Source organism: uncultured Shewanella sp., assembly GCF_947501225.1.
Taxonomy (GTDB): Bacteria; Pseudomonadota; Gammaproteobacteria; order Enterobacterales; family Shewanellaceae; genus Shewanella.
In genome coordinates, this window is sequence record NZ_CANMUW010000017.1 from 26,012 (window position 1) to 47,820 (window position 21,809).

Consider the following 21,809-nt stretch of genomic DNA (forward strand, 5'->3'; position numbering starts at 1 on the left):
AGACTCGATTTAATTGCCTAGTTTGTATACTTATTCTTTCTGTCCGGTCATTTATGCGCCGATTGCCCGTTTCTGTCTGACGGTAAAACACCCGGCGCTGCTATCTCGGCTATGGCATCGCCGGTGCCTAATGATGATACATTCTGCGGCCTTCACGCATCACTTCGATTAGCTCGGGTGCACTCATCTTCTTTTTTAATCTTTTATCGAAGCTCTTATCATAGATACGATACTTTCCATGTCTGTCGATAACGGTTATTTCAGACTTCTGGTAGATACCGAAAATACGGCTGTCGCCGATATAAACCCAGGACTCCGAGTCAGGCTCCAGCAGACTACGGCCGGCACTGTAATCGGTCGCCGCATTGGTGCAGCCAAGGACCTGTGTCATCAGTGTCGGCACTATTCCGTAATGGCTGGTGCGATAGTTGACATGCTTTGTCTCGGCACGTCCCGGCCAGTGAATGATCAAGGGGACCTGTACATTTGCCGGAGACAAATTGCTACGTGCCTCATCGGGGTTACTTGTGAAGAGTTTACCGCTGACGCCGGTGATGATGATAAGTGTATCGTCAGGAGTGGCCTCAATCAGCTCTTTTAATTTCTGATCGATGAAGTTCAGGGACTGCCTGTATTGATTAAATAACACACGCTGTGCCGGTTTCAGGTTTTTGTCGGCTTTGACCGTTTCAATGCCCAGGAAGCCTACCGGTGTGTCGTAGGTCTCGGGTGAGCGAAGGTTTATCAAGCCAAACCAGGGCGAGTCTTGCGTCAGCTGCCAGCGCTTAAATGCTGCGATAGATTTTATGTCCGCATCGGCATCGCTGTTATCTATTTCAGTTATGAAAGGCTCAAAGTCGTCGAATATTGAGTTCGGTCTCCACTCAGAGTCCTGAGTGGTAAACAGACCCAGATGATAATCTTGTTGCTTAAGTGTTTGCGTCAATATCGGAGAGGTCTGATTCAGGCCCGCCGCATTGATATAACTCCCCTGAAGCCCATAGAGGATAGAGAACATGCCACTGTCATACTGAGTTCCGCCACTTAAGTGCTGATGAAAGATCTGGTTTTCGTCACCGTATTGCGTCAGGAAAGGCATGGTGTTGGCGTCAACCAGGTCTGCCCGGAGATTATTGACCGTGATAAGCAATATGTTGGGCTGTGTCTGTGCCTTACACTGCATCGGGGTCATCGGATAGTTCAAGCTGCTTCTGAGATCTGAGTCTCTGCGAGTTTTGGCTTTACTATCGATACCATGACTCTCCATAAAGGAACGTGCTGTGGCAGGATAGGAGAGTGGGTAGGCATCATCCAGTTGCGTGATCTCAGTGATATCGGCCGCATCGGCCCAGATATGGATCAGATGGCTGCTGACAAAACAGATACCTACAAACGCCACGACTCTGTTACCACAATTGACCTTATGGATCTTATCGATCCGTTTCCAGAGGAAGTTGGCCAGGGTCAGCTCCAGGGCTATGATCCCCAGAGGTGTGACGATATAGGATGTTCCCCGCAGCAGTGCGTTGAGGTCGGCCCAGGCCAGATCAAAGACAAAGGGGCTCAGGTGCAGGCCGTAGTCATCATAGATGATCGTGTCATACAGTAAGATACAGAGGCTGAGAGTGGCAACGACGGCCGCGTAGCCACGTAATATCTTAGAATAGGGCAGGAGCAGGGTGACCGGAAATACCAGTACCAGATAGACAATAAAAGCTAAGAAGCTGAAATGCCCTATGGTGCTGATAGCCAGATATCCCCAACCAATCCAGGTTTCGGGATAGCCAACACTATCGAGATACCGGATCCCCACGATCATTGCGAGAAAGCCGTTGAAGAAGGCAAACCAATGTCCCCAACTAACTAGTCGTGATACGCGATCGCGTACCATCTCTTTTTTACGCTTGACCATGTGGCTCCGCTTACTGATTTAAATGCTTGTGTATCTTAAGTGTTTTTTGTTGTGATTTGCTAGTTTTTCAATCAGTAAAGACTGAATTAATCTTTAACGGACTGTGCCAGCGCCTTAGAAAATTGCTCTGCAACACTCGCTCGCGCTTCCTGGGGGACTTTTCGGGTTAATAGGTCGGTAACACAATTTCCAAGCACCATGAGTCTTAAATCTGTAGGTGCCTGATGCTTATCCATTACGGCGCTGACCTCTGCGATAATTGCTTCGACCTGGGTGTTTGAATATTTAGATTGAATAGCCATAGTTTACATTGTTTCACTTTGAAAGAGATTTGCGGCCTATGATAACCGAATTTGAACGGGAACTCGATATCAATACGCCGAGTATATGTACTGACAGACAAGCTATTTAATTCAATTCATATCAGAGTTAATAGAAGGGAGATCTTGCCCTTGAAGCGCTATCTCAATTGGGGCAATATAGGCTCACAAAATTAATGTTTGTGGGCCGTTTTTTGGTCGACTTACGATAAGTTCAATTTTATGTAGCCAGCGTTTATCCGGCATTTGATCCGCTAAGTGCAAATGAAGATCTGCCCGTTTTTTGCCAGCGATAGTGAATACGGCTATCGGCTACTCAATCACTATTTCTATCGAGGCCTATGAGTATTAACGTCGAACAAGCAATTATTCACGCGATTTCACAAGATCGTGAGGGACAGTTAAGCTGCCGATTGCGTCCACAACCGCTTTTAAACAGTGAGGCTGTCGAAGCCATGCTCGAAGAGCTTCACCAAACTTACACCACAAAAGCGGGTAAGGGGTTTGGTCACTTCGGTACTCATGGAGAAGACGGTGAAGCGAACCCAAAGTTTGAGCAGGCGCTGACCGAGTATCGAAATGGTGAACTTGGGTTTGTCGAGTTTTCCGGGATTGCGGGCAAGTTGCTGCAGGAGGAGCTGGCTAAATATGATTTCAGTCAGGGTGGCTTCCTGTTGATGTCTTGCTACACCCATATGACCAGTGACTATCTCTATGTCTCTCTGCTCAATGCTAAATCGTCGATGACGGTATTAGACGATATGGAGCTGTCGCAAAATACCCACCTTGATCTGAACAATGTTCAGCTGGCGGCACGCATCGATCTGACCGAATGGCAGGCCGACGGCGACTCTCATAAATATATCTCATTTATCCGTGGACGGGCGGGGCGTAAAGTCGCCGATTTCTTCCTCGACTTCATGGGGTGTGTCGAAGGGGTGAATACCAAGGCGCAGAATAAGCAGCTGATGAACGCGGTAGAAGACTTCATGTCGGGTAGCGAGCTGACAAAAGATGAACGTCAGCAGTGCCGTGAAAAGGTGTTCGACTACTGCACAGAGCGTTGTGATATCGGCGCCGATATTGAGATCAAAGATCTGGCCGATGAACTTGCCGATAGCGGCATGGACTCCTTCTATGACTTCGCCCAGAGTGGGGAGTATGAGCTGGAAGATGAGTTCCCCGGTGATAAGCCCACCTTGAGACAGTTGAAGAAGTTTTCAGGTACAGGCGGTGGGGTAACACTAAGTTTCGATGGCGCACACTTAGGTGAGCGTGTGATGTACGATCCGATCTCTGATACCATCATGATCAAAGGTGTCCCGGCTAACCTTAAGGATCAACTCGACAGACGACTCAAGGGCGGTTAAGCCCGGGCTGAAGCTGAGTCCTTTCTTAACTCCTTAATAGAGCGCCTTTTGGCGCTCTATTTGATCCCCTCCCGCAACAATCTGTATTTTTTATCGAGTTTTCCTTACTCCAGTGCTATTACATCATGATGGCCAACGGCAGCGATTGTTTTTCACTCTTTTTTTCACCCCATAACGAAAACCGATAAAAGCGGGCTAGAATTAGCGTGTAAACGGCTCGAAAAAATCGATTCACCAAGGTAAACTTGCCAGATATGGATGGAAGAGCTAAATCTCTCTATTCAATGGATATCGAGTCCCTTGGCCATCGCCGACAGGACGTATGAAAGGTAGACTGTTTTTCTACCCAGGAGAGTAAATGCAACTTTTTGTCAGAGATTTAACCGTGATCGACTTTTCCTATCTATGCCCGATACGTGGCATGGTGGGAGAGAGTTGGACTGTCGATGTGCTCCTCGATGGTGGATTAGATGAGCAAAATATGGTGTTGGACTTCTCGAAAGTAAAACGCACCATAAAAGACACCATCGACGATATTGCCGATCATAGGCTGCTCATACCTACCGCTTATAGCGAGGTGCGCTGGCAGCAACGCGGTGACAGGGTGTGGATGGACTTTAACAGTCTGCAGGGCGATATTCACCTGGCTTGTCCTGAGGAGGCTTTTGCACTGATCCCGACTGAGATTATCGACTTCGATAGCGTAAATGCCTTCCTGCAGAAGGCGTTAAAGGAAGCCCTGCCCGATAATGTAGATGGCATAGCCCTGACATTGAGAAATGAGATCCATGATTCTCCCTATTATCACTACTCTCATGGCCTGAGAAAGCATGATGGTAACTGTCAACGCATCGCTCATGGTCACCGGAGTCCGGTTAATGTGTTTGAAAACGGCATAGCCGCACCTAAGTGGGATGAATATTGGGCCGAGCGTTGGAAGGATATCTACTTAGGCAGTGAAGAGGATCTGGTCAGTGTCGCTTCTCTGGCTCTGTCGCCACAGGCGAAGGTATCAGATGAGACCCACTTTGGTTTCCACTATCAGGCACCCCAGGGGGATTTCCAGCTTGCCATGCCTAAATCCCGTTGTGAGATCATTCCACACGATACCACGGTGGAGCTATTGGCCGAGTTTATGGCAAACACCCTGGTGGAGAAATCACCTCAGAGTGAATTTAAGGTGATCGCCTATGAAGGTATCGGTAAGGGTGCGATATCGGTAAAAGGCAATAAGGCCTGATTGTTAATGGTTAATGAAGCTTGGAGACTAGTTTGGAGTATAGCGTGAAATATCTGAAGTCTGTGTCGCCGGCACTGTTTTCTCTGGTAACTTTGACTCTGCTTACCCCCGGTGAGGCGAACGCGCAACTGCTACTCACGGGGAAGATGGAGCAGGGAGCCTTAATCCGTGGTCAGGTGACACCCGGCAGTACCGCTTTTTTAAATGGAGAGAAGATAAAGGTCACGCCAAAGGGCGACTTTGCCTTCGGATTTTCCCGTGATGCAGCACTTAAGCAGGAGTTGAAACTCGTTTACCCCGATGGTTTAACACAGATTAAGCCTCTGAATATTAAAGCTAAAGAGTACAAGATAGACAGGCTGACCGGGATCAGTAAGAAGATCATGAAGCCTGATCCCAAGGCTCAGGCCAGGGCGGCCAAAGACAGCAAACAGGTCAAGGCGGCAAGGGCACAGTTTTCCGATAACACCGCATTCACGCAGGAGTTTATCTGGCCATTGACCGGCCGGATATCCGGCGTCTATGGCAGCCAGCGTGTCTATAACGGCAAGCCCGGCAATCCTCACTACGGCGTAGATGTGGCGGCCAAAACCGGAACTGTGGTGGTCGCTCCCGCCGATGGGAAGATAAGCCTGTCGGTGGCGGATATGTTCTACTCAGGTGGCACTATCATCTTAGATCATGGCTATGGAGTGAGCTCCAGCTTCCTGCATCTCAGCAAGCTCTATGTAAAAGAGGGGCAGGAGATTAAACAGGGCCAACCTATCGCCGAGGTCGGTGCTACTGGCCGTGTCACCGGACCACATCTCGACTGGCGGATTAACTGGTATCAGATGCGCTTAGATCCTGTGACAATAGTGCCCTCTATGGCTAGCGTGCTTAAACAGCAAAAGAGTCAATGACTCCAGTTTAAGAACACACAACTAAAACTTAATCAAAAAGCGGCCTTTATGAAGATAGAGGCGGCTTTTTTGTCTGCTTTCCAATGAGGTGGACAGCATTTTCCATATCACATTTCCCTTTGGTGCAGGTGTGAATGTTCGACTCATATCTTATTTTTAACCAAACACCATAAATAGAACTGATGGGTAGTCATCGTTTTATCACCCTAGGCTCTGCTCTTTCTACGAAATCTTGTCTCGATGCGATCCATATGCGTCTTTCAATCGTATCTTAATACACAGATAAACTGGCTAGGTTAAAGATGTGAATTTTGACTCTTCGACAACGATTGCGACCCATATTGGTAATAAATTGGCCTTATTACCTCTGCCTTTAGTGCTGCTACCAGGCGGAATACAGCGGATAAAAATCTTTGAATCTAAGCACTTGGCTTTGATCAAAGAAGCAGCCAAAGGGAATGGTTTTGTGCTTAGCTTATTTAAACCTGACTTACCCCACAAGAGTTCATTGTGGGGAGTGCAGGTAAAAGTTATCGACTTTGAATTTGATGACCACTTTCTGGTGGTAGATATTCAAGCCGAAGATCTGGTGTGTCTAACCGAGATATCTCAAAGTGCAGAAGGAATGCTATTCGCAAATGTAGCGCCTAAAGCTCACTGGGAGTCGCGACAAATAACATCCGACATGAAAATATTGGTTAAACAGCTTCGTGCAATCTTCCATAAACATCCTAATCTAAAAAGGTTGTATCGGAAAACATACTTTAACGATCCAAATTGGGTTTGTGCCAGGTTTATAGAAGTATTACCTTTATCTCTGAATGAAAAGGAAAAATGTATTTTAGAGTATCGCTTGGATCAGATTGAAGCGTTTTTGAATACTATAATTTTGGGTCCAACCATAAAAAGTTGATCCTTTCTCGTTTTTGCTGCGTATCAGTGTTTAAGAGACATAAACAGGTATGAATAGATGCATGAGCCAGAGAGAGGGTCCCTGTTAAAGGAGGTCAAAAATATCGTACCAAAACAGGAAGCGAATGAAGTTCCTAAAGAACTCTCCTCTTGGCTTACATTAGTTGCCAGTCGTCGCGATAAGCAGGCGTTTACTGCCATTTTTGCATTTTTTGCGCCTAAGATAAGACGCTTTGGTTTGAAGCAGTTAAATACAGATGCACAAGCTGCAGAGCTGGTGCAGGAGACGCTTTCCAATGTATGGAAAAAAGCTCATCTGTATGATTCAAGCAAAGGCGCTGTAACCACTTGGGTCTATACGATTATGAGAAACGCATCATTCGATATGCTGAGAAAAATTCAAAGTAAGAATGAACTGTTACTCGGTGACGATATTTGGCCAATAGAGGCACAAGAATATTGTGATCATGATGGTCAAGGCGATCATTTGATGGAGCGACAAATGCTCAACTATTTAGATATGTTGCCAGAATCTCAGCAGTTGGTAGTGAAAGGAGTTTATTTTCAAGAGCTTTCTCAAGAACAACTCTCCAAGCAGTTAGGTATACCGCTAGGAACGGTGAAATCCAGATTGCGGTTAGCTTTGGCTAAGTTGAAAGAGCAGATTGGAGACACACATGATTAAACTACATCCTAAAAGAGACATTTTATCCTCATTTGTGTCGGATGAACTTCCGGTCTCTCTTTCAGTTATCGTATCCAGCCATGTGGAGCTATGTCCTTGCTGTCAGTCTGAGATCCAAGTATTGACCGAACAAGCTGCTAACGCCTGCTTTGCTCAAGCAGATACTTTTTCTTCACAAAATGTACTGAGTTATTCGAGTGAGCATGAAATAAATGTTGCCGATATCGCCTTGGATGAGCTGGATATGGCGATGTTTAACTCCATCACAGATGAGCTTCCAGGCTCAAGAGAAGAGGTGTTAAGTGATGCATTCGAAGCTGAATTCATCGACGTCTGTGATGTTTCAATCCCAATGCCAAGAGCGCTTAGAACACTGGAGATGAAACCATTCCAAGGTCTGGGTAAGTTGTCACGTTCGCGGGTTTTACTAGAGGATGGCGCATTAAGAACAAGTTTGCTCCATATTGAAACAGGCGGCTCAGTTCCAACTCATACCCACAAAGGTTTCGAAGTAACGTTATTACTGCAAGGTAGCTTTGAGGATGAGATGGGAACTTATCATGCCGGTGATTTTATCTGGTTAGATGGAAATCATACTCATCAACCTGTGACGAAAACGGGTTGTGTTTGCTTAACGGTTTCAAATGATGCGATCCATTTCACCAAAGGAATGAGTCAGTTGCTCAATCCTATTGGTCAGTTTATCTATTAAGTGGAGATTAATTCTCATGGATAAAAAGTTAACAATCGGCATTAGCGCTTGTGTGTTGGGTGAAAAGGTTCGCTACGACACAGGGCATAAGCGTTCTCATTTCTGTACTGAAGAGCTGTCTGAGTTTGCAAACTTTAAGGCCTTTTGTCCTGAGGTTGCGATAGGGTTACCGATCCCCAGGCCAACGATACGTCAGATAATCAGAGATAATATCATCACAGTGTCGAGACCTGATGGCAGTGGGGATGTGACTGAACAATTGACGGCTTATGGTAAGCAGGTGGCGGGACAGATAAGTCATCTTAGTGGTTTTATTTTTTGTGCAAAAAGCCCTAGTTGTGGAATGGAAAGAGTTAAAGTGCATCACCATCATGGTAAAGGGTCTGATTCTAATGGTATTGGTTTTTTTGCTAGAGAAGTGATGAAAGCTAACCCGCTGTTACCAGCTGAAGAGAATGGCCGATTGAATGATGCAGTGATCCGTGAGAATTTCATTACAAGAGTATTTACTTATCAAAAGTGGCTAGAGCTGAAAGAGAGTGGCCTGACAAAACACAAGTTAATCCAATTTCACAGTCAGCAAAAATACTTAGTGATGAGCCATCATATTGAGAGCTATCGTCAATTAGGAAAGCTGTTGGCCAGGGCCGATATCGACATCAATGAACAGTCAGATCTCTATATCTCTGGTTTGATGGCAGCATTAAAAAATAAGGCTTCACGTAAGAGCCACACCAATACGCTACATCATCTTCAAGGTTACTTTAAAAAGCAGTTGGATGCCGCCAAAAGAGATGAATTAACCAATGAGATCGCAGCTTACCGAAAAGGCCTGTCTCCTCTATTGGTTCCATTGACATTGATTAAACATTATTTGATTGAGTTTCCTAATGAATACCTAGCTCAACAAGCGTATTTGAACCCGCACCCTCAGGAACTTAGGTTAAGGTATGGCTATTGATGACCTTGCTTTGGATAAGAAGGGATCTGCGTTGTTTCGATAACCCTGCGTTAATGCATGCAGTTAAGCAGGGCTGCCGTCATGCTGTCTATATTTCGACACCGGTAATGTGGGAAAAGCACCATGAATCTTCAATAAAGTTAGACTTGATTCGAAGACATTTGATGGCGATGGCAAATGAACTGTCTCAATATGGTATTGCGTTATTTCACCTCCGGGGAAGCGATTTTGCAGCGCAAACTGAGCAATTACAGCTATTTTGTAAAGAAAAGCAGCTAAAACAGGTATTCGCTAACTCAGAGCCTGAAATAGATGAACGAGTCAGAGATCAGAGTCTGTTAAATTCTTCACTGAATATTACGTTTTTTGACAGTGATGTCATCGCTGAGCGTGGTCGAGTGCTGAATCAATCCGGTGAAATGTTTAAGGTCTTTACTCCATTTAAAAATGCATGGTTAAAGCACGTGCGCTTAACGGGGGCAAAGGCGCTGGGGCGGCCATCGGGCGATGGAGTGCCCCCTGAACAACAAGCTTGGGCTGAAACTATTAACCTGAGTGTGATTGAAAAACTCAACCACAATGGCTTTACTGCAGCGGGATCCCCAGAAACATCATCAATGAAATGGCCTATGGCTGATCAAGTTATGCAAGAGGTGGTGGTGGAATTCTTAAACCAGAAAGTCTGCTCTTATGCGCAGAAAAGAGATATCCCTGGCATAAAAGGCACGTCAGGTTTATCGCCCTACCTGGCCATTGGTGCCATGAGTGGCCGAACGTTATATTCACAACTGATTCAAGCCTATCCTCAGCTTTGTAACGATACTGCTCATCCTGCCTTTTCCTGGCTAAATGAATTGATTTGGCGAGATTTTTATAAACATTTACTGTTTCATTTTCCCTCACTATCTAAGGGGCAGTGTTTTCAACGTCGATATGAGCATACTCGTTGGCCTGGATCGGAGGAGCATTTTCAAGCTTGGTCAACGGCTAAGACGGGTTATCCTATTATCGATGCCGCAATGAGACAGTTACTCAGTACTGGGTGGATGCATAATCGTCTACGCATGCTGGTGGCGAGTTTCTTAACTAAACATCTGTTAATAGACTGGCGACGTGGTGAACAATTTTTTATGGAGCACTTAATTGATGGAGATTTGAGTGCAAACAACGGTGGTTGGCAATGGGCTGCCAGCACCGGGTGTGACGCGCAACCCTACTTTCGAGTTTTTAATCCACTTTTACAAAGTAAAAAGTTTGATCCAGATGGCAACTTCATACGTAAGTATCTTCCAGAGCTAGCGGATATTCCAAGTAAGTTTATCCATTTCCCTCATGAATATTTGGCAGAACAGGGGAGAGCAGGCAACTACTGGCCAGCCTTGGTCGAACATAAAGCGGCGAGACTTAAGGCGATTTCTTTTTACAAAGCGCAATAGGAAGCATCACTTATGGGGCATGACTCTTGGCTGGACATCTTTATTTCCGTTTACGGTGATTTAGAGATGAATAACTTAGCCTTACTTGAAAAGGTATACCACAAAGATATTCACTTTAGCGATCCTATGCATGAAGTTCATGGACTCAATGATTTAATCGACTACTTTGGCACCTTATATACCAATTTAGATTATTGTCGTTTTCAAATAGATAACGTTATTAATGATAATAACGATGCGGCAGTTTATTGGACTATGTTCTTTAGTCACCCCAAGTTGAATCGAGGGGAAGAGATTTTAGTAGAAGGTCACTCTTTCCTTACTCAGCAAGACAATAAAGTGATAAGGCACAGGGATTATCTCGACTTGGGTGCCATGTTATATGAACACATTCCTTTCCTTGGCTCAGCAATTAAAACCATAAAAAAGCGAGCTAGCAGATGAGACGTGTAATGATAACCGGGGCCTCATCGGGTATAGGTAAAGCGTTAGCGCTACGCTATTCGCAACTTGGTTGGCAGGTGATTGCCTGTGGAAGAAACGAGGAGCGTTTAGCCGATATTGCTGCCGCATCTGAATACATTTCTGTAATGGCTTTTGATATGACGGATAAGGGGCAGTTGCAGCAAGTTGCAGACTTCATTGGCAAATTAGACTTACTTATTCTTAATGCTGGTGACTGTACTTATATTGATGATGTGATGGACTTTGATGCTGAAGGTTTTGAGCAGATTATCAATACGAATTTAGTGTCGGTCGCGTACGCACTCAAAGCATGGTTAAAAAAGATAAACAAAGGTGGCAGATTGGTCTTAGTCAGCTCCAGTGCAGAGCTATTAGCGTTGCCGAGGGCCCAGGCTTATGGGGCCTCTAAAGCTGCGTTATCGTATTTAGGGCGTGTACTGAGTATAGATTTAGCCAAGCATGGAATTGATGTCAGTATTGTTCGACCTGGGTTTGTTACTACTCCTTTAACGGCCAAGAATGATTTTCCTATGCCGATGCAAATCTCACCTGAAAAAGCGGCAATAGAAATCGTTAACGGGATCTCAAAAGGTAAGCATTGTATCGACTTTCCTTTTGGTTTTATTTTTATCATGAAAATGCTTGCTTGTCTCCCGTTTGCCCTATGGCGAGCTCTGGCATTAAGGATGTCACCTATATGAAGCAAATTGCCATTATCGGAACGGGTATTTCAGGGCTAACTGCGGCCTATCTTCTGAATAAAGACCATAACGTGAACGTGTTTGAAAAGAATGATTATATTGGTGGTCATACCGCGACGGTTGATATTGAGCATCAAGGCAAAGCGTATGCAATAGACACGGGGTTTATCGTTTTTAACGATAGAACCTACCCAAGCTTCAATAAATTACTCACAAATCTCGGTGTCGAAAGGCAGGAAACTGAAATGAGTTTCAGTGTCCATAATCGCGATTCAGGCTTTGAATATAACGGTCATAATATTAACTCTTTATTTGCCCAGCGTAGCAATATATTCAAACCCGTATTTTGGCGGTTGATTACTGAGATTGTAAAATTCAACAATAAATGCAAATCCATGTATGTATCGGGTTCAATTCCTGATGAACAGACTTTAGGTGAATTTTTACTTCAGCATCAATTTTCAGACTTCTTTTGTCAGCACTATATTTTACCAATGGGGGCTGCAATTTGGTCTACCAGCTTAGCCAAAATGCAAAGCTTCAGGTTGTCTTTTTTTATCCGCTTTTTCTATCTCCATGGCTTACTTAATATCGTCGATAGGCCTCAGTGGTATGTCGTGCCAGGTGGGTCAAGGACTTATGTCGATAAGTTAGTGGCATCACTTAATAACGAGGTTAAGTTACAAGCCAATATTGCTGGTATTACTCGTAAAAATAACGCGGTACAGGTGTATTTTACTGATGGTGAAATGAGTACGTTTGATGAGATTATCCTTGCTTGTCATTCGGATCAGGCATTAAAGCTATTGATGGATCCGACGGAGGATGAAATTGAGGTATTGACTGGGATACCGTATCAATCCAATGAGGTGGTATTGCATACAGATGAAGCATTGTTACCGAAAAATAAGTTGGCTTGGGCAAGTTGGAATTACATGTTAGATGGGAATGCCGACTCGCCGTCCTGTGTTACCTACAATATGAACATTTTGCAAGGGATTGAATCAACATCTACTTTTTGTGTAACGCTTAACCAGTCATCCTATATTGACCCGGATAAAGTTATCAGACGATTTGAATATGATCATCCTGTATTGGACCACTTAACCGTTCGTGCTCAAAATCGTCGTAAACAGATCTGTGGTTATCACCATACGCATTTTGCGGGTGCTTATTGGTATAACGGTTTTCATGAAGATGGGGTCCGGAGCGCACTCGATGTGACTCAGCGATTTGGCTTTAGTTTATGAACAGTGGGATTTATCAAGGTAAGGTGTTTCATCGCCGTTATGGTGAATATCAACATGCGTTTAGCTACCCCATTTTTATGATGGCGATAGATTTAGATGAACAGACAGAGATACTGGGTAAAAGCATGTTGTTTGGTCGGCGCTGGTTTAACCCTATCCGTTTTTTTGAAAAAGATTACCTGAAAAGTGAACCAGATCCACTAAAGCAACGTATTGCACTCAAAGTTAACGAGTTAGGTGGGATAAGACCAATAACGCGTATTCTTGTATTAGCACAATGTCGCTGCTTTGGCATCTATTTTAGCCCGATAAATTTTTACTTTTGCTATGACAACAATGGAGTATGTCAATACATGTTGGCTGAGGTAAGCAATACGCCATGGAATCAAAGACATTATTATCTTATTGATATGAAAGGAGAGATGAAAATTGATAAAGCCTTTCATGTGTCTCCTTTTATGGAGATGGATATGAAGTATCACTGGCGGGTATTACCACCTGGCGACAGAGCTATGGTGCATATTGAAAATCACAAGCTAGGTAAACAATTTGAAGCCAGGTTGGCGTTGAAAAAACATGAAATAAATCGAAGGAATCTGCAAAGAACCTTGATGTATTTACCCGTGATGACATTGAAAATTGTCTTTGGCATCTATTGGCAAGCACTGAAATTATTGATGAAGAAAGTGCCGTTTATTGCTCACCCTGAAATATAGTCATCGCCTATTTATATTCTGAAGTGCTTTAGTCTGCTTAAACACTGTGGATCTTACTCAGAACGTCTCAATATATTGATAATGAGGTTCATCATGGATACAACACAAAAATATCATCACCTGGCGAAAGTGAGTTGGTTAGCTGACAAATACCGCATGGTTATTTTTAAGGTGTTATCGCACTTAGAAGGTGGCTATATTGAGCTTGAAGAGCCTGGAGAAAAGCTGTGTTTTGGTGATCCAGCTTCAACGCTTAAAAGCAAAATCGTTGTTTTGGATGAAGCATTTTATGCTTCATTAGTCCGTAATGGCAGTATCGGCGGTGCAGAGTCTTATATTAAACATCATTGGACTTGCTCTAACTTAACCGCTTTAGTACAAATCATGGTGAAAAATCAGTCCCGATTAGATGAGTTAGATAATAAGACCCAATGGTTGAGTAAACTTAAACACCAATTGTTACGTTTAAGGAACGCCAATACTGAGCAGGGATCAAAGAAAAATATATTGGCTCATTATGATATTGGTAATGAGTTATACAAGACCTTCCTGGACCCCGAGATGCTTTACTCTTGTGCCATATATAATGATGAAGCATTAGATTTAGATAATGCTCAACTCAATAAGATGGATGAGATATGTAAAAAGCTTGAGCTTAGTGCATCAGATCACCTTATTGAAATTGGCACCGGTTGGGGAGGGTTAGCGATATATGCCGCGACACATTACGGCTGTAAAGTTACCACCACCACGATTTCAGATGAACAATACCAATATGCTAAAACGCGCATCGATGCATTGGGGTTGGAACAGCAAATCAGCTTGCTTAAATCAGACTATCGCTTACTCGAAGGTCAGTACGATAAGCTCGTTTCAATAGAGATGATAGAAGCGGTTGGACATGAATATTTAGAACAATTTTTTACCACCTGCAATAGCTTGTTAAAACCGTCCGGGAAGATGTTAATTCAAGCCATTACTATCGTCGATCAACGTTATGATAAATACAGGAAAGGTGTAGATTTTATTCAGAAATATATATTCCCTGGAGGCTGTCTACCTTCGGTGACAACTATGGTGCAGCATGTCACTTGTGATACCGATATGGTTGTAGATACCTTGGATGACATCGGTGTTCATTATGCAAGAACCTTGAATGACTGGAGAAAAAGGTTTGAAGATCAATGGACGTATTTATCTTCGATAGGTTATAGCGAAGAGTTTAAACGATTGTGGCTGTTCTATTTCGCTTATTGTGAAGGTGCATTTATCGAAAGGGTGATAAGTACTCATCATCTGGTAGCCAGAAAACCAGGGCACCGAGGAGATAACAATGAAACGATTTTGGATTATTAATCTCCTATTATTTCAGCTGTCCTGGTTTTTATCAGCTATATACACTGACAAAGTGTGGTGGTTGCTATTGTCGATTATGCTCGTTCATTTTGTGTTGTCTCCGACACCAAAAGAAGATTTAAACCTGCTGATATTAGTACCCATGGGAATAGCGGTAGATAAAGTATTAATCGAAGTCGAAATATTTGAAACGACTGCTGAGATATTTCCACTGTGGTTATTGGTCGTTTGGTGCATGTTTATAATCAGTTTTAACCACAGTTTAAAATGGTTAATGAGCTTACCATTAGGGCTCGTGGCAATAATCGGTGCGATAGGCGGGCCACTCAGTTATCGACTTGGTGCTGAACTAGGTGCACTGCAGTGGGGAAGGGGTGAGTTCAATGCGTTATTGGTTTTGGCCTGTATATGGGGACTGTTATTGCCTTGTTTAGTGATCGGTTATCGGCATTTGAACGTACAGTTTGAATTAGCCAAGAGGGGGTCACTATGAAATGCCTAGCTGTGTTTTTATCTATGTTCACATTTATTTTTTCGCTAGCTACGAGTGCATCTGAGTTACCTAAGCTTATCAAGTCAGGCGAAGGTGAAATGAGCTACCTTTTTTGGACGATATACCGAGCAGAGCTATACGTTGAATCTCTTCCTTTCGATGAGAAGGTGTTGCCTAAAGCATTAAAAATTGAATACTTCAGAAACATAGACAGTGAAGCATTAGTCGATGCAACAAAAGAGCAATGGGGGCATCTAGGCTTGGATGAACAATTAATCTCTGTATGGGGTGAGAGACTCAATGTTATCTGGCCTGACATTAGTGAAGGAGATGAACTCATTATCTATGTGGGTAAAGACGGTGAAAGTACATTTTATTCAGGGGAAAATGGAGAAACGGTTAACGAGTTAGGCAGAGTTAATGACAGTGAGTTTGGCCCCGCTTTTTTATCTATCTGGTTATCAGATAAAACATCTCAGCCTGAGTTAAGGGCAAAGCTACTAGGGAGTTTAAAATGAAATCAATGCTGTGTGCATTCAAGTTTACTCTGCTTGCTTTTTTGTTAACGGCTTGCAGTACTCCCAGCTTAGATGACTATCAGTCAACCACACCTGAACTCCATCTCGATCAGTTTTTCAATGGTAAATTAATGGCTTACGGAATTATTTTAGACCGTTCAGGTAAGTTACTGCGTCGATTTAAGGCTGATATTGATGCCGACTGGAAAGGAGATCAAGGTGAAATCAAGGAGTGGTTTGAATTCGATGATGGTGAGAAAACCACAAGAGTTTGGCTGTTAACGAAACAGAAAGACAACCTATATGTAGGACAAGCCGGTGATGTTATTGGTATGGCGTATGGTGAGACCAAAGGTTCTGCACTTTTTTGGCAATATGATATGCAGATAAAGGTTGATGATGAAACATATCAAGTCACGCTCGACGACTGGATGTTCCTCTTTGACGAACAGCGCTTATTTAATAAAACTGAGATAACAAAGTTTGGTTTTAAGGTTGGGGAAGTGATTATTTATATCGAGAAAATTGAATAACAGGTAATTAATGGAGCAATAAAGTTAGGTGTGCATCAGCGATGACTGAAAAAGGTGAGCCATGGATCACCTTTTATATCGGTTGGCAGGCTACAGTGCTTGCTCTGAAGCAATAACATCTTTGATCCCGTGGGGATGGAGCTTGACGCAGATATTGCCCTTCTTGAATGCGATGGTGGGGTTGGTGAGTCGTTCATGTTCCCCCTGAGGTGAACTCATCTTAACCTTAATATCTGAGCTATTCGTTATGATGGATTCGAGTTGCGGCGCTAGCTTGAACAGTTCGTCTCTGAGTGCTTCACAGGTTTTTGCCTGACAGGGTAAAACCAGTTCGATATGTTCCCATCCTTCGGCCGGATAGGTTTTATCGCCCGGGTAGGGGAGTTCGACACAATCTATGCTCATATTGTCCAGAATTAACGGAGTATTGAGTTCAAATATCAGGATGGGGCGGCCATTGATGATGTTGTTGGAGATAATGTTACCGACACACTCAAACTCCTGACTTAACGCTTTGGCCGACTCAAGGCTGTTGACTCTCAGGGCCACGTGATCACAGGCCAACTTTAGGGAGCTTAAGCCTAATTCTGAGATGAAACCTTCGATGTTGTTACTAAAGTTTGACCAGGTATCGTTAAGATCCCGGTAGGTGATTACAGAGGTCATTATGGGGGTCTGTTTCCGGTAAATGTTGGGGTAAGAGTTTGGTAGTTAGCGCTATGGCCAGATCTCTATGGGCGTACCTTCGTCGATAGCGCGCCAAAGTTCATCCATCTGAGCATTGGTGATGGCGATACAACCATCGGTCCAGTTGTATTGTTGCGCCTCCTCAGGAGGCAGACTCGAGTTTGGGTTTTGGCCATGGATCATGATCTGTCCGCCGGGGCTTAAACCCAGTGCACTCGCTCTGAGCTTATCCTCTTCGTTGGGATAAGAGATATGGATAGCTCTGTAGTATGCGCTGTCGGACTTTTTATAGTCCAGTATATAGCGCCCTTCGGGAGTGCGTTGGTCCCCTTCAGTAACCTTATGTCCAACCGGGCTGTCCCCCATTGCGATGCGATATTTGCGCAGTATCTGGCCGTTGCGCATCAGGGACATGCTCGATTTTGACTTGTCGACAACCACTAGATCGATTTTGCCTATACCGGTATTCGATGAGCTGTAACTGGCACTCTGCAGTGAGGTTACCGCAACTGACTGAAACGAGAGGCCGATAGTAGCGGCAAACAGAAAAAATCGAAATATTTTGTACATTGAGTAATAGGGGCCCGCTGATTATACAACTGTTATTTCTATATCTTACCTCAATTTTCAGTTAAGGGAGGAATTTAATCCGTTTGGTATTCTTTTTCAGAAATGGCAGAATACTCAGCTGCGTAATTTATCGCTGGCTTTTCAGAATCAAGGAAGTGTGTCTACATGGGTAAAGAGAATCATTCGGAAGCGGACACCTCTGCGCGCTATAAGTTACGGCGGATCATCTTCGGCACCGATACCAGGGCGGGGCGCTATTTCGATATTGCCTTGATCGTCTGTATCATACTGAGTGTCTCTCTGGTCTTTGTCGATACCATGGCTGGTTTTCATGAGCGATATGGTGAGCTTATCTGGGCACTGGAGTGGGGGTTCACCATTATATTTACCCTCGAATATACCCTGAGGTTATATTGCTCCGTTCAGCCTAAGGCCTATGCGCGAAGCTTCTACGGTATTGTTGACCTGCTCTCGGTCTTACCCAGCTACCTGGCCCTGTTCTTCCCCGGCGCGAATGTTACTCTGGTTATCCGGATATTAAGGTTATTCAGAATCTTCAGGGTGCTGAAACTGATACGCTATCTCAGCGAGGGGAATATTCTCCTCAGGGCAATATTACAGTCCGGTCGTAAGGTCTTTATCTTCTTTTTCTCTGTCAGCCTGATCGTCATGGTGTTGAGTGCGATCATGTATGTGGTCGAGGGGCCTGAAAACGGTTTTACATCGATACCTAAGTCTATCTATTGGACCATAGTGACTATCACCACCGTAGGCTATGGAGACATTACACCGGGGACAAACTTAGGCCAGGCTATCGCCGCGTTTACCATGCTGCTTGGTTACTCTATTATCGCTATCCCCACAGGTATCTTAACGGTAGAGATATCGCAGGAGATGGGCCGAAATAAAGATCTGCGTCGATGCAGTAACTGTCTGAAAAAGGGGCATGAAAACGATGCTCAATATTGTGACCATTGTGGTAGTGAATTAGAGAGTGATATTTGAATTTATGATAATTAATGTTAAAGCTAAGGAAAGAGATGACTGTCGCTAAATTTGTTCACGGCTCGATAATGCGCCACATATTGGTGATGAGCTCGACGGCGGCGGTTGGGATCTCGGCCCTGTTCGTGGTCGACTTGATCGATATATTCTTTCTCAGCCTACTCGGAGAGCAGGAGTTGGCTGCGGCGGTAGGGTATGCCGGAACCATATCATTCTTTACCACATCCATAGGTATAGGTCTGTCTATCGCGTTAGGCGCGCTTGTCTCCCGTGCCATCGGGGCTAAGAAGATAGCGTTGGCACGCAGGTTACTGCTCAACAGTGCGGTGGTGACCCTGCTCGTGACCCTATTCGTCTCTGCTGTCGTGACCTATTTTATTCCTGAGGTGTTAGCCTTAGTCGGTGCCAGCGGCCATACGGCCGAGCTGGCCGCTGGCTACCTCTATATTCTGGTGCCGTCGCTGCCCCTCATCTGTCTGGCTATGGCACTGGGGGCCGCGCTGAGGGCCGTGGGCGACGCTAAGCTCTCAATGATGTCGACCTTGGCCGGCGGTGGTGTGAACTTAGTCTTCGATCCCATATTTATCTTCGCCCTGGGAATGGGAATTGAGGGGGCGGCTGTTGCCTCAGTGCTTGCCCGCACTGCGGTACTGGTTATTGCGGCTCGTGGCGTTATTGTGAAACATAAACTGTTTGGCAAGTTTGATTTTACAGACTTTAAGGCCGATCTCAGGCCGATATTTGCTATCGCGGCGCCAGCCATGCTGACCAATGTCGCGACGCCTATCGGCAACGCGGTTGTTACCCGTGCCATAGCCGATTTTGGCGATGGTTATGTTGCTGGTTGGGCGGTGCTGGGACGATTGATCCCTGTATCATTCGGGATGATATTTGCCCTCTCCGGTGCTATCGGTCCCATAGTCGGTCAAAATTACGGAGCCCACGAATTTGATCGTGTGCGGCAGTGCCTCACCAAGGCGCTTCAGTTCTGTATCTTGTACGTCATCGGTGTCTCTATGATACTCATGTTACTGCAGGAGCAGATCGTTTTAATGTTCGATATGAGCGGCGACAGCGCCGATATCATTCGCTTCTTCTGCACCTATATCGCGGTATTTTTTATCTTTTCCGGTGCCCTGTTTGTGGCTAATGCTTCATTCAATAATCTGGGAAAACCTAAGTACTCGACCTTCTTCAATGTGGGAAAGGCCACGGTCGGCACCATCCCCTTTGTTTACTTCGGGGCGATGTTCGGCGGGGTGTATGGTGTGTTGATAGGGCAGGTGATCGGTGCGATTATATTTGCTCTCTTTGGTGTTATCACGGCCTTCAGGCTTATCGAAAAGGTCGAAATTAAGACCCTGCGTTCCCGCGGTGAGAGCGAAGGTGAGTCGAGTGATGAGGAGCCACTGGAAGGGGAGCTTATTCCTACCAGCCCCAATCCTCTCTCCTCCTCCTGTGCGCAGATGGCCCAGATAACGGAAGAGCAGGATTGCGAAGCCAGTAATGAGTTGACCAAACCGCTGAAGGCCAGCGATAGCAGTACCGGATAGTCGTTACAACAAATGCCATATCAGCTATATTGTTAGCATATTAAAAAAGGGAGCCCAGGCTCCCTTTTTTCTGAAATGACTCGCTTTTAAGCGGCAAACTACTTCTCTTCGGCTTGTGCAGTTTCCGGGAGTGCTGCCTCCGGGTTTTGACTTTCGTTTTGCGCCTCGCCGGCTTTGCTCTCTAATGCCGCTCTGGCCTGCTCTTGTGCCAAGGCCTTTGCACGGTCACCCTTAGAGACATATTTCTTGATGGTAGGAGCAGTATGTTTATTTTTACGGGCTTTAGCGCGTTTAGCCGTAAGTTTGATCATTTTCTGTTTTTTGTTCATAGCTCTCTACCAATGTACCTTCATATCTCTGGCCGTCAAAAGTGTCGGCCAGCTTTAAACCGGGAGCGGATTTTAACTTAATCTTAGCCGTCAAGCCATTAAATATGGATTTTCTTACGAGTTATTGGCAAAGTGAGCCCCAATTAATTGTAGTTAATAGGCAAAAAAACCTATATGTCATCTAATAAAATCACTTTTTATCAAAGGTTTGAAAAAGATATTCTCTCCGGAGCGAAAACGATTACATTGAGGGATGAATCTGAATCACACTTCAGGGCGGGAGAAGCTGTCACTGTTTCTACCTATGAGACGGACCGCTGGTTCTGTGACGTTATGATCGATTCGGTTGAGCGCATAAAATTTGATGATCTCAATGCTATTCACGCCGAACAGGAGAACATGACCTTATCCGAGCTGAAAGCGGTCATTACCGAGATCTATGGTGAGATTGAGACGCTGTGGATGATTAGTTTTCATCTTGTGCGCTCCTGACAATAGGTGCAGCCATTGGCTTGCACCTTTTTTATTGAAGCTTGCTAGGAGGAGAACCTTTCTCTGTCCTCCTCGGTGGCGCCCTCATTGCACTCACCGCGGATCTCGGCGCGCCCGACTTCGATGATGCGGCTTAACTCTAAAAATCCTTCCCGGCAGTAGCCGGTCATATCCAGTGTCTTTGAGAGGCCAAGCTCTATCTGTTCGGTCCAGTCGGAGAGATCCGGTGTATAGATAGAGCGCTTGGCTTTTTTAGAGCGACTCTGTTTCTTCAGTTGTTTGATGCGTTCATGATGAGCCAGGGAGCTTGAGCTGTCATCGGGGAGTTCGAGTTTGGCTTTATAGGTAAACAGCTTTAAGCCATTACTCTTGATGTCGGTGTAAAACCTGTCTTTAACCCGGTTTTTAAAGTCATCGACATCGGGTTTATTGCTCGCGCAGCCAGAGGCGATTATCAAAGCGACAAGCAGCGGCACTATTTTAGTTATATTTTTTAACATATCCGTTCTTATATTTTTCACATCTTGGCTATCGAGTCGAGCCTTATCGTTAGCACTGAAACTTATCATGATTGCTCTCCAATGACAGCAGGATAACTGAAAATCAATCAAGTTAGCAGCTTACTGACATTTTTTTACACTAAACGGTTAAACAGTTCCGGGAGCCGGCTCAGCCGGCGCTAAATTCATCC

Annotated in this window: 25 protein-coding genes; 19 read left to right on the forward strand and 6 right to left on the reverse strand. The window is 44.7% G+C overall.

The window, feature by feature from the left end; translation table 11 throughout:
• Positions 1-127: 127 nt before the first annotated feature.
• Positions 128-1,912 (reverse strand): DUF3413 domain-containing protein, encoded by a 1,785-nt coding sequence (locus tag Q1B47_RS18540; protein ID WP_299797072.1) that lies wholly within the window; start codon positions 1,910-1,912, stop codon positions 128-130.
• An 86-nt stretch (positions 1,913-1,998) separates the two neighbouring features.
• On the reverse strand, positions 1,999-2,214 hold the full coding sequence (locus Q1B47_RS18545) for a YejL family protein (RefSeq protein ID WP_299797075.1): 216 nt from the start codon (positions 2,212-2,214) through the stop codon (positions 1,999-2,001).
• A 359-nt stretch (positions 2,215-2,573) separates the two neighbouring features.
• On the opposite strand from Q1B47_RS18545, the gene yejK reads away from it, so the two are divergent.
• The 16 genes from yejK to Q1B47_RS18625 all read left to right on the forward strand — a co-directional run bounded on the left by yejK (position 2,574) and on the right by Q1B47_RS18625 (position 16,482).
• Complete coding sequence (yejK, locus tag Q1B47_RS18550) at positions 2,574-3,602, forward strand: nucleoid-associated protein YejK (protein WP_299797078.1); 1,029 nt, start codon at positions 2,574-2,576, stop codon at positions 3,600-3,602.
• 358 nt (positions 3,603-3,960) lie between these two features.
• Positions 3,961-4,842, forward strand: a complete 882-nt coding sequence (locus Q1B47_RS18555; protein WP_299797081.1) for a 6-carboxytetrahydropterin synthase — start codon at positions 3,961-3,963, stop codon at positions 4,840-4,842.
• A gap of 146 nt (positions 4,843-4,988) precedes the next feature.
• Positions 4,989-5,744: a M23 family metallopeptidase gene (locus Q1B47_RS18560; protein ID WP_299797232.1), complete on the forward strand. Its 756-nt coding sequence runs from the start codon at positions 4,989-4,991 to the stop codon at positions 5,742-5,744.
• 304 nt (positions 5,745-6,048) lie between these two features.
• A complete protein-coding gene (locus Q1B47_RS18565) occupies positions 6,049-6,657 on the forward strand; it encodes a hypothetical protein (RefSeq protein WP_299797084.1) in 609 nt (202 codons plus the stop codon).
• A gap of 57 nt (positions 6,658-6,714) precedes the next feature.
• Positions 6,715-7,341: a sigma-70 family RNA polymerase sigma factor gene (locus tag Q1B47_RS18570; protein WP_299797087.1), complete on the forward strand. Its 627-nt coding sequence runs from the start codon at positions 6,715-6,717 to the stop codon at positions 7,339-7,341.
• Positions 7,334-8,053, forward strand: a complete 720-nt coding sequence (locus Q1B47_RS18575) for a ChrR family anti-sigma-E factor (RefSeq protein ID WP_299797090.1) — start codon at positions 7,334-7,336, stop codon at positions 8,051-8,053. The genes Q1B47_RS18570 and Q1B47_RS18575 overlap by 8 nt, the downstream gene beginning before the upstream one ends.
• 16 nt (positions 8,054-8,069) lie before the next feature.
• Entirely contained in the window at positions 8,070-9,014 is a 945-nt protein-coding gene (locus tag Q1B47_RS18580) for a DUF523 and DUF1722 domain-containing protein (protein WP_299797093.1), read from the forward strand.
• Positions 9,011-10,450 carry an FAD-binding domain-containing protein gene (locus Q1B47_RS18585; protein WP_299797096.1) on the forward strand — a complete coding sequence of 480 codons (1,440 nt, stop codon included), beginning with the start codon at positions 9,011-9,013 and terminating at the stop codon, positions 10,448-10,450. Before Q1B47_RS18580 ends, Q1B47_RS18585 begins: the two co-directional genes overlap by 4 nt.
• A 12-nt stretch (positions 10,451-10,462) precedes the next feature.
• Entirely contained in the window at positions 10,463-10,894 is a 432-nt protein-coding gene (locus tag Q1B47_RS18590; protein WP_299797099.1) for a nuclear transport factor 2 family protein, read from the forward strand.
• Positions 10,891-11,616, forward strand: coding sequence for an SDR family NAD(P)-dependent oxidoreductase (locus tag Q1B47_RS18595; protein ID WP_299797102.1), 726 nt, complete (start codon positions 10,891-10,893; stop codon positions 11,614-11,616). Before Q1B47_RS18590 ends, Q1B47_RS18595 begins: the two co-directional genes overlap by 4 nt.
• A complete protein-coding gene (locus Q1B47_RS18600) occupies positions 11,613-12,866 on the forward strand; it encodes an FAD-dependent oxidoreductase (RefSeq protein ID WP_299797105.1) in 1,254 nt (417 codons plus the stop codon). Before Q1B47_RS18595 ends, Q1B47_RS18600 begins: the two co-directional genes overlap by 4 nt.
• Positions 12,863-13,582 (forward strand): DUF1365 domain-containing protein, encoded by a 720-nt coding sequence (locus tag Q1B47_RS18605; RefSeq protein ID WP_299797108.1) that lies wholly within the window; start codon positions 12,863-12,865, stop codon positions 13,580-13,582. Before Q1B47_RS18600 ends, Q1B47_RS18605 begins: the two co-directional genes overlap by 4 nt.
• 93 nt (positions 13,583-13,675) lie before the next feature.
• Positions 13,676-14,938 carry a cyclopropane-fatty-acyl-phospholipid synthase family protein gene (locus tag Q1B47_RS18610; RefSeq protein ID WP_299797110.1) on the forward strand — a complete coding sequence of 421 codons (1,263 nt, stop codon included), beginning with the start codon at positions 13,676-13,678 and terminating at the stop codon, positions 14,936-14,938.
• The gene (locus Q1B47_RS18615) at positions 14,916-15,431 is read left to right on the forward strand and encodes a DUF2878 domain-containing protein (protein ID WP_299797112.1); all 516 of its coding nucleotides are present in this window, start codon (positions 14,916-14,918) and stop codon (positions 15,429-15,431) included. The genes Q1B47_RS18610 and Q1B47_RS18615 overlap by 23 nt, the downstream gene beginning before the upstream one ends.
• Entirely contained in the window at positions 15,428-15,949 is a 522-nt protein-coding gene (locus Q1B47_RS18620; protein ID WP_299797114.1) for a chalcone isomerase family protein, read from the forward strand. Before Q1B47_RS18615 ends, Q1B47_RS18620 begins: the two co-directional genes overlap by 4 nt.
• Positions 15,946-16,482: a DUF3833 domain-containing protein gene (locus Q1B47_RS18625; RefSeq protein WP_299797116.1), complete on the forward strand. Its 537-nt coding sequence runs from the start codon at positions 15,946-15,948 to the stop codon at positions 16,480-16,482. Before Q1B47_RS18620 ends, Q1B47_RS18625 begins: the two co-directional genes overlap by 4 nt.
• Before the next feature lie 90 nt (positions 16,483-16,572).
• Here the strand turns inward: Q1B47_RS18625 and Q1B47_RS18630 are convergent, their stop codons facing one another.
• Together Q1B47_RS18630 and Q1B47_RS18635 are read right to left on the reverse strand one after the other, a co-directional pair.
• Entirely contained in the window at positions 16,573-17,148 is a 576-nt protein-coding gene (locus tag Q1B47_RS18630; protein WP_299797118.1) for a VOC family protein, read from the reverse strand.
• Positions 17,149-17,199: 51 nt separating this feature from the next.
• Positions 17,200-17,739, reverse strand: coding sequence for a L,D-transpeptidase family protein (locus tag Q1B47_RS18635; RefSeq protein WP_299797120.1), 540 nt, complete (start codon positions 17,737-17,739; stop codon positions 17,200-17,202).
• Between the two features lie 165 nt (positions 17,740-17,904).
• Between Q1B47_RS18635 and Q1B47_RS18640 the strand changes: the two genes are divergently transcribed.
• Complete coding sequence (locus Q1B47_RS18640) at positions 17,905-18,744, forward strand: ion transporter (RefSeq protein ID WP_299797122.1); 840 nt, start codon at positions 17,905-17,907, stop codon at positions 18,742-18,744.
• Between the two features lie 35 nt (positions 18,745-18,779).
• Complete coding sequence (locus tag Q1B47_RS18645; RefSeq protein ID WP_299797124.1) at positions 18,780-20,297, forward strand: MATE family efflux transporter; 1,518 nt, start codon at positions 18,780-18,782, stop codon at positions 20,295-20,297.
• A gap of 98 nt (positions 20,298-20,395) precedes the next feature.
• Here Q1B47_RS18645 and Q1B47_RS18650 read toward each other — a convergent pair whose 3' ends face one another.
• The gene (locus Q1B47_RS18650) at positions 20,396-20,626 is read right to left on the reverse strand and encodes a DUF2986 domain-containing protein (RefSeq protein ID WP_299797126.1); all 231 of its coding nucleotides are present in this window, start codon (positions 20,624-20,626) and stop codon (positions 20,396-20,398) included.
• 174 nt (positions 20,627-20,800) lie between these two features.
• Between Q1B47_RS18650 and yqfB the strand changes: the two genes are divergently transcribed.
• Positions 20,801-21,118, forward strand: a complete 318-nt coding sequence (yqfB, locus tag Q1B47_RS18655) for a N(4)-acetylcytidine aminohydrolase (RefSeq protein ID WP_299797128.1) — start codon at positions 20,801-20,803, stop codon at positions 21,116-21,118.
• A 44-nt stretch (positions 21,119-21,162) separates the two neighbouring features.
• Here the strand turns inward: yqfB and Q1B47_RS18660 are convergent, their stop codons facing one another.
• The gene (locus tag Q1B47_RS18660) at positions 21,163-21,618 is read right to left on the reverse strand and encodes a hypothetical protein (protein ID WP_299797131.1); all 456 of its coding nucleotides are present in this window, start codon (positions 21,616-21,618) and stop codon (positions 21,163-21,165) included.
• Positions 21,619-21,809: the final 191 nt, after the last annotated feature.

Coding starts and splice junctions, on each gene's coding strand:
- Q1B47_RS18660 (WP_299797131.1), bottom strand. CDS start 21,618: ATGTTAAAAAATATAACTAAAATAGTGCCGCTGCTTGTCGCTTTGATA.
- Q1B47_RS18575 (WP_299797090.1), top strand. CDS start 7,334: ATGATTAAACTACATCCTAAAAGAGACATTTTATCCTCATTTGTGTCG.
- yqfB (WP_299797128.1), top strand. CDS start 20,801: ATGTCATCTAATAAAATCACTTTTTATCAAAGGTTTGAAAAAGATATT.
- Q1B47_RS18590 (WP_299797099.1), top strand. CDS start 10,463: ATGGGGCATGACTCTTGGCTGGACATCTTTATTTCCGTTTACGGTGAT.
- yejK (WP_299797078.1), top strand. CDS start 2,574: ATGAGTATTAACGTCGAACAAGCAATTATTCACGCGATTTCACAAGAT.
- Q1B47_RS18545 (WP_299797075.1), bottom strand. CDS start 2,214: ATGGCTATTCAATCTAAATATTCAAACACCCAGGTCGAAGCAATTATC.
- Q1B47_RS18630 (WP_299797118.1), bottom strand. CDS start 17,148: ATGACCTCTGTAATCACCTACCGGGATCTTAACGATACCTGGTCAAAC.
- Q1B47_RS18625 (WP_299797116.1), top strand. CDS start 15,946: ATGAAATCAATGCTGTGTGCATTCAAGTTTACTCTGCTTGCTTTTTTG.
- Q1B47_RS18635 (WP_299797120.1), bottom strand. CDS start 17,739: ATGTACAAAATATTTCGATTTTTTCTGTTTGCCGCTACTATCGGCCTC.
- Q1B47_RS18650 (WP_299797126.1), bottom strand. CDS start 20,626: ATGAACAAAAAACAGAAAATGATCAAACTTACGGCTAAACGCGCTAAA.
- Q1B47_RS18580 (WP_299797093.1), top strand. CDS start 8,070: ATGGATAAAAAGTTAACAATCGGCATTAGCGCTTGTGTGTTGGGTGAA.
- Q1B47_RS18600 (WP_299797105.1), top strand. CDS start 11,613: ATGAAGCAAATTGCCATTATCGGAACGGGTATTTCAGGGCTAACTGCG.
- Q1B47_RS18620 (WP_299797114.1), top strand. CDS start 15,428: ATGAAATGCCTAGCTGTGTTTTTATCTATGTTCACATTTATTTTTTCG.
- Q1B47_RS18615 (WP_299797112.1), top strand. CDS start 14,916: ATGAAACGATTTTGGATTATTAATCTCCTATTATTTCAGCTGTCCTGG.
- Q1B47_RS18540 (WP_299797072.1), bottom strand. CDS start 1,912: ATGGTCAAGCGTAAAAAAGAGATGGTACGCGATCGCGTATCACGACTA.
- Q1B47_RS18610 (WP_299797110.1), top strand. CDS start 13,676: ATGGATACAACACAAAAATATCATCACCTGGCGAAAGTGAGTTGGTTA.
- Q1B47_RS18560 (WP_299797232.1), top strand. CDS start 4,989: ATGGAGCAGGGAGCCTTAATCCGTGGTCAGGTGACACCCGGCAGTACC.
- Q1B47_RS18640 (WP_299797122.1), top strand. CDS start 17,905: ATGGGTAAAGAGAATCATTCGGAAGCGGACACCTCTGCGCGCTATAAG.
- Q1B47_RS18645 (WP_299797124.1), top strand. CDS start 18,780: ATGACTGTCGCTAAATTTGTTCACGGCTCGATAATGCGCCACATATTG.
- Q1B47_RS18555 (WP_299797081.1), top strand. CDS start 3,961: ATGCAACTTTTTGTCAGAGATTTAACCGTGATCGACTTTTCCTATCTA.
- Q1B47_RS18595 (WP_299797102.1), top strand. CDS start 10,891: ATGAGACGTGTAATGATAACCGGGGCCTCATCGGGTATAGGTAAAGCG.
- Q1B47_RS18605 (WP_299797108.1), top strand. CDS start 12,863: ATGAACAGTGGGATTTATCAAGGTAAGGTGTTTCATCGCCGTTATGGT.
- Q1B47_RS18570 (WP_299797087.1), top strand. CDS start 6,715: ATGCATGAGCCAGAGAGAGGGTCCCTGTTAAAGGAGGTCAAAAATATC.